This window comes from Halomonas sp. (genome assembly GCF_041689495.1).
Classification (GTDB): Bacteria; Pseudomonadota; Gammaproteobacteria; order Pseudomonadales; family Halomonadaceae; genus Halomonas.
The window spans coordinates 1-6,307 of sequence record NZ_JBDNGD010000260.1 but is presented as its reverse complement, the minus strand read 5'-3'; the positions used below and the strand labels follow the sequence as shown (position 1 = coordinate 6,307).

Below are 6,307 nucleotides of genomic sequence, written 5' to 3'. Positions count from 1 at the left end.
GGCCCCATCAAGGATTGGACGACGCGACACCCGATGAGGTGTATTACCATCAACCACTGACCCAGGCGGCCTGACGCCAATGAACAACCGATCAGAGCTTAGATGACCTGTCAGGTGGTCCAGAGGATGGGGACCACTTCACCGGGTGAGTCCTGTGTTGACGTTAACCAGGAAGCGGACCATAGTCATTCCAAGAAAATCGTTTTTTTAAACTGAACCGTTATATAATACAATAATCGATTGGAGATGGCATGTTGACACCTTTTTCATCGGCAACGCCCTACCCTTCACAACGTAGCGCCACTTACGCTCGACACGGCATGGTCGCCGCCTCGCAGCCCCAGGCCGCTCAGGTCGGTCGCGACATTCTGGCCAAGGGGGGCAACGCCGTGGATGCAGCCATCGCCACCGCCGTGGCGCTGACTGTGGTCGAGCCCACCGGCTGCGGCATCGGCGGCGACGCTTTCGCCCTGGTGTGGATCGCCAACGACGATCAAGGCAACGGCGAGCTTCACGGGCTCAACGCCAGTGGTGCCGCCCCTGCTGCGCTGACTCCGCAGGCGGTCGCCGAGGCCGGCCATGTCAGCATGCCACTGTACGGCTGGACGCCGGTCACGGTGCCCGGCACTCCCGCGGCCTGGGCTGAGCTGTCGCGGCGCTTTGGGAAGCTCGACTTCGCGACCCTTCTCGCCCCGGCCGTGCGCCTAGCCCGGGAGGGTTTTCCAGTGTCACCGGTGATCACCAGCCTGTGGCAGCGCGGCACCGCGACCTTCCAGCGCCACCTGGAAGGCGACGCGACCCGTCCCTGGTTCGACACCTTCACCTTTGATGGCCGGGCGCCCAAGGCCGGCGAATGGTTCCGCTGCGAGGACCAGGCGCAAACCCTGGAGGCCATCGCCGAGAGCGGCGCCGAGATCTTCTACCGTGGTGAACTGGCCGAGCGTATCGATGCGTTTTCCCGCGAGACCGGCGGCTATCTGCGCAAGGAAGACCTGGCCGGCTATCATCCCGAGTGGGTCAAGCCGATCTCGACGCGCTACCACGACGTCGACGTGTGGGAGATTCCGCCCAATGGCCAGGGTCTGGTGGCGCTAATGGCACTGCGCCTGCTCGACGGCTACTCGCCCACGCACCGCGACGATCCCGAACTTCTGCACCGCCAGATCGAGGCCATGAAGCTCGCCTACACCGATGGCAAGACCCACATCAGTCAGCCAGAGCATATGACCTATTCGGTGGAGCAACTGCTGTCCGATGCCTACACCGAACAGCGCCGCGCACTGATTGGCGAGCGCGCCATCACGCCTGAGCCGGGCAAGCCCAATGCCGGCGGCACCGTGTATCTGGCCACCGCCGACAGCGACGGCAATATGGTGTCCTTCATCCAGAGCAACTATCACGGCTTCGGCTCCGGCGTCGTCGTGCCGGGCACCGGCATCGCGCTGCAGAACCGCGGCCATGACTTCAGCCTCAACGAGAACCACGACAACTGCCTGATGCCCGGAAAGAAGACCTTTCACACCATCATTCCCGGATTTCTGACTCGCGATGGTACACCGCTGGGGCCATTCGGGGTGATGGGTGGTTTTATGCAACCCCAGGGGCACGTCCAGGTTGTCATGAATCTGATCGACTTCGGTCTCAATCCGCAGGCCGCGCTCGACGCACCTCGCTGGCAGTGGTTGGGCGGCAAGCGTATCGGCATTGAGCACGGCTACCCCGCCCCCTTGGTCCTGGCGATGGCCGAGCGCGGTCACGACATGCAGGTCGACCATGACAGCCGCGTATTCGGTCGCGGACAGATGATTATTCGCGACCCCGATACCGGCATCTACTGCGGTGGAACAGAGCCGCGTACCGACTCCAGCATCGCGGTGCTGTGATCGTGCTGCGTACCCAAGCCCAACTCTTTATGGCCTTTCTGCGCATTGGCCTGTTCGGCTTTGGCGGCGGCCCGTCGATGATTCCGCTGGTGCATCAGGAGGTGGTCAAGCGCCACGCCTGGATGGATGACGAAGCGTTCGGCGACGTGCTGGCGATCGGCAACACCTTGCCCGGCCCGATAGCTACCAAGATGGCTGGCTACATCGGCTACCGGGTCGGCGGCGTTCTGGGTGCACTCAGCGCTGTCGCCGCTGTGATTGTGCCGGTGATCGTAGCGATGATCGCATTGCTTGGGCTCTACGCCCGCCATGGAGATCAGCGCTGGGTTCAGGGCATGGGCCAGGGCGTGGTGCCGGTGGTGATGGTGATGATGGCTCAACTGACCCTGGATTTCTTCGAAAAGTCTCGGGTCAGCCTCGGCTGGTTGCTGACACTAGCGATGGGTGCTGTTTCAGGTGGGCTGATCTATTGGCTGGGCCTACACCCGGTGTTGGTGATTGGGGCGATCCTGCTCGCGGCGCTACTGCGGCCCGAACCTCGCCAAACGGTTAGTGAGGTGAGCAAGTGATCTATTGGCAACTGTTCATGGCGTTTTTCATACCCAATATTGTCGGTTACGGCGGAGGTCCTGCCATCATCCCGTTGATCGAGAACGAGGTGGTTGGCCGGTATGGATGGATGAGCTCGCAGGCGTTTGCCGAGACCTTGGCACTGGGTAACGCCCTGCCCAGCCCGATCGCCACCAAGATGGCGGGTTACATCGGCTATGACGTTGCCGGCGCGCTCGGCGCCTTGGTCGCCACCTTTGCCACCGTTGCGCCGTCGTTGATACTGATGCTGATTGCACTGGGCACGTTGTATCGCTACCGTGACTCGATCAAGGTCAAGTCAATGAGCCAGTGGGTACGTCCGGTAGTGATGGCGTTGATGGCCTACCTGACATGGCGTTTTCTGAACGAAGGGCTGGATACTTCCGGCCTCCTACACACCGCGATTGTCGGTGGCGTCTCTGCAGTACTTCTTCTGGCGACCCGGATCCATCCGGCTTTCGTCGTGTGTTTCGGGCTCGGCTATGGCGCCTTGCTACTCGGTTAGCGGGCGACCGGGACCTGCCCGTTCGCGGTTCGGCGGTACGCCGCACGAATCCAGCAAGGGCCCTGACGGGCTAACAGCAACTCAACGAGCCACTACGATGACCTAAAGGATAAAACAGCCATGTCATTTACTTCCCTGCAGCACACCAACCCGAGCCAGACTCGAGCCTCCCGTTCCATGCGCCTCAAGCTGGCCATCGGCGGCCTGGTACTGGGCACCGCGCTCGCCTCCAGCGCCGTGGCGCTGGCCCAGTCGGAGGACTACCCTAACAAGCCGGTGGAATTCATCGTGCCCTGGTCGCCGGGCGGCGGCAGCGACACGCTGATGCGCGTTGTCTCCAACCACGTCGAGCAGTACCTGGGTCAGCCGATGCCGGTGATCAATATGCCCGGGGTCAGCGGCACCACCGGCCTCAAGGAGCTAGCCAAGCGTGATCCCGATGGCTACACGGTGGGCCAGATCCACGAGGGCCTGCTGGTCGCCAACCATACCCAGCTGACCCAGCTCAACTGGGACGACTTCACCCCGGTCGCCGCCTTGGTCACCTCGACGCAGTATTTGACAATCAACGCCGACAGCCCCTGGCAGACCTTCGACGAGTTCGTCGACTACGCCAAGGACAACCCCGGCGAGATTCGTGTCGGCGTGACCCTGGGCGGCATTCCCCACGTCCACGCGGCGATGATCGAGGATGCCGAAAATCTGTCTTTCCGTTACGTCGGCTTCGAGGGCACCGGCGAACGCATCCGTTCATTGGTCGGTGGGCACATCGATGCGGCGATCGGCGACATCGCCTCGAGCGGTGAGTTCGTCAAGAACGGCGACCTGCGCTTTCTGGCGGTGGGCAGCGACGAGCGTCAGGAAGAGACCCCCGACGTGCCGACCTTCAAGGAACTCGGCTACGACTCGCTCAGCCTCAACATCGTGCGCGGCCTGATCGCCCCCAAGGGCACCCCCGAGGACAAGGTCGCAATGCTCGCCGATGCCATGCAGGAGCTCTCCCAGGATGAGCAGTTCATCCAGTCGGTGAACAACGCTGGCGCCCTGGTGCACTTCGAAGGCCCCGAGGCGTTCGCCGACTACCTCGAAACTACCGACGAGACCATCGAGCGTCTATCAGGGAAGCTGGCCAAATGAGCTCACCGGCTCCCTTGCAGCAGACCCGGTCATCAGACCGGGTCGTCGATGACGATACTCGTCGCGCCAATGCCCACGCCCATCTGGTGCTGAACGGCGCGCTGGTGGCGCTGTTCGCCGCACTATTCGTGCGTGCCGGGGCGTTGCCTTCGTCGATGTGGGAACCGCTCGGCGCGGGCAGCTTTCCGCGTCTGATATTGGGCGTACTGATGCTGATCAACCTGAGCATCATGGCGCAGGAGTGGCGACGCTATCGTGCCGAGACGGCCGCCGCGCCGGGGCTGGTCAGACGCTGGCTATGGCGCTACCGCCTGGCGCTCGGCATGCTCGCGCTGTTCGCCCTGTACATCGTCGGCGTACCACTGCTGGGCTTTCGCCTGGCCTCGCTGTCATTCCTGGTCCTGGCCCAACTCGCGCTCGGCGTACGCCGCCCGCGTAGCCTGGCGATCGCTGCGGTCATCGCCGTAACGTTCTCGTTCGGCATCGACTGGCTGTTCCGGGATATCTTCATTATCAGCCTTCCCCGCGGCCCATTTGGTTGAACTTGAGCTGATTCTGCGACTTCGCGGCTGCCCTCGAGAGGAGACGCAATATGATGGAAGCGCTGTTCGCCGGCATCGACCAACTATTTACTCTGTCGACGATGGTTACCATGCTGCTCGGCGTGGTCGGCGGCGTCATCGCCGCGGCGATCCCCGGCTTCACCATTACCATGGCCATTGTGCTGACCCTGCCGCTGACCTTCACTATGGATCCGCTGCAGGGCGTGGCAACCATGCTCGCAGTGTACGTCGGTGGTTACTCCGGCGGCCTGATCAGCGCTGCCCTTCTGGGCATCCCCGGTACGCCCTCATCGGTGGCCACCACCTTCGACGCCTTCCCGATGGCCCGCAACGGTCAGCCCGGCCGCGCCCTGGCGCTAGGCATCTGGGCCTCGTTCTTCGGCGCCCTGATCAGCGCGATCGTCCTGATCATCGCCGCTCCGCCGTTGGCGATGATCGCCGTCAAGCTGGGTCCCTGGGAGTATTTCTCGCTCATCATCTTCGCCATGACGGTGGTCGCAAGCCTGGTCGGCAAATCGATGCTCAAGGGGCTGATGACCGGTCTGCTGGGGCTGTTCATCGCCACCGTGGGCGCCGACCCGATGATGGGCGTGGCGCGCTTCACCTTCGATTTCGAACTGCTCGCCAACGGTTTCCCGTTCCTTGTGGTGCTGATCGGTATCTTCGCCGTCAGCCAGCTCCTCCAGGAAGTTGAGGACGCCGAGCAGACCCAGCGCGGTAAGCAGTTGATTCCCGCCAACGTGACCTTTAAGCCGCTCGATGCACTGCGCGAGACGCTGGCTTACCCGGTCAACCTGATCCGCTCATCGCTGATCGGGGTGTTCATCGGTGCGGTGCCCGGCGCCGGCGGCAGCATCGCCAACCTGCTGGCCTACGACCAGACCAAGCGCGCCTCGAAGCACCCGGAAACCTTCGGTACCGGCGATCCGGAAGGCGTGATCGCCTCGGAATCGGGCAACTCAGCAACTTCCGGCGGCGGCCTGATCCCGATGATCGCCCTCGGCATTCCCGGCAGCGCCGTCGATGCGGTGCTGATGGCCTCGCTGATGGTCCACGGCATCGGCATCGGTCCACGGCTAATTCTGGATCACGGCGACCTGGTCTACGGTATGTTCATGGCCATGTTGCTCGCCGCGTTCATGGTGCTGGTGGTGTGTCTGTTCAGCATGAAGCTGTTCCTGCGCGTCACCGCCGTGCCGCGCTCGGTCATTGTACCGGTGGTGCTGGTGTGTTGTGTAATCGGTGCCTTCGCCCTCAATAACCGTGTCACCGATATCTACCTGCTGCTCGGGGTTGGCATTTTCGGCTATATCCTCAGCAAGCTGGACTACCCGCTGGCACCGTTGGTACTCGGGGTGATTCTCGGGCCGATCGCCGAAACTAACCTGCGCAGGGCGTTGATGACCGACGAGAACTGGATGCTGTTCTTCACTCGGCCGATCTCGCTCGCCCTGCTGATCCTCGCCGTGGTGTCGATCGCATTCGCTTTGAAGCATCGCCTTAAACCTTCGACAAGCGCTATTTAGATCCGGTATGAACAACTTCGTAGAGCGGCTCTGGCGCAGCGTGAAGTACGAGTGCGTGTACCTGAAGGCCTGCAAGGATGGAGCCCACCTGAAGCAAGAACT

Annotated in this window: 6 protein-coding genes; all 6 read left to right on the top strand. The window is 62.5% G+C overall.

The window, feature by feature from the left end; genetic code table 11:
- Positions 1 to 251: 251 nt before the first annotated feature.
- The 6 genes from ACESMD_RS09150 to ACESMD_RS09125 all read left to right on the top strand — a co-directional run bounded on the left by ACESMD_RS09150 (position 252) and on the right by ACESMD_RS09125 (position 6,205).
- Positions 252 to 1,883, top strand: coding sequence for a gamma-glutamyltransferase family protein (locus ACESMD_RS09150; RefSeq protein WP_372612443.1), 1,632 nt, complete (start codon positions 252 to 254; stop codon positions 1,881 to 1,883).
- A gap of 29 nt (positions 1,884 to 1,912) precedes the next feature.
- On the top strand, positions 1,913 to 2,452 hold the full coding sequence (locus tag ACESMD_RS09145; protein ID WP_372612445.1) for a chromate transporter: 540 nt from the start codon (positions 1,913 to 1,915) through the stop codon (positions 2,450 to 2,452).
- The gene (locus ACESMD_RS09140) at positions 2,449 to 2,979 is read left to right on the top strand and encodes a chromate transporter (protein WP_372612441.1); all 531 of its coding nucleotides are present in this window, start codon (positions 2,449 to 2,451) and stop codon (positions 2,977 to 2,979) included. The genes ACESMD_RS09145 and ACESMD_RS09140 overlap by 4 nt, the downstream gene beginning before the upstream one ends.
- Before the next feature lie 120 nt (positions 2,980 to 3,099).
- A complete protein-coding gene (locus ACESMD_RS09135) occupies positions 3,100 to 4,116 on the top strand; it encodes a Bug family tripartite tricarboxylate transporter substrate binding protein (RefSeq protein ID WP_372612439.1) in 1,017 nt (338 codons plus the stop codon).
- On the top strand, positions 4,113 to 4,658 hold the full coding sequence (locus ACESMD_RS09130) for a tripartite tricarboxylate transporter TctB family protein (protein ID WP_372612437.1): 546 nt from the start codon (positions 4,113 to 4,115) through the stop codon (positions 4,656 to 4,658). The genes ACESMD_RS09135 and ACESMD_RS09130 overlap by 4 nt, the downstream gene beginning before the upstream one ends.
- A gap of 50 nt (positions 4,659 to 4,708) precedes the next feature.
- A complete protein-coding gene (locus ACESMD_RS09125) occupies positions 4,709 to 6,205 on the top strand; it encodes a tripartite tricarboxylate transporter permease (RefSeq protein ID WP_372612435.1) in 1,497 nt (498 codons plus the stop codon).
- Positions 6,206 to 6,307 lie beyond the last annotated feature (102 nt).

Excerpts from the sequence above, each read along its gene's own strand:
- ACESMD_RS09145 (WP_372612445.1), top strand. The coding sequence starts at position 1,913 with ATGGCCTTTCTGCGCATTGGCCTGTTCGGCTTTGGCGGCGGCCCGTCG.
- ACESMD_RS09135 (WP_372612439.1), top strand. The coding sequence starts at position 3,100 with ATGTCATTTACTTCCCTGCAGCACACCAACCCGAGCCAGACTCGAGCC.
- ACESMD_RS09125 (WP_372612435.1), top strand. The coding sequence starts at position 4,709 with ATGATGGAAGCGCTGTTCGCCGGCATCGACCAACTATTTACTCTGTCG.
- ACESMD_RS09130 (WP_372612437.1), top strand. The coding sequence starts at position 4,113 with ATGAGCTCACCGGCTCCCTTGCAGCAGACCCGGTCATCAGACCGGGTC.
- ACESMD_RS09150 (WP_372612443.1), top strand. The coding sequence starts at position 252 with ATGTTGACACCTTTTTCATCGGCAACGCCCTACCCTTCACAACGTAGC.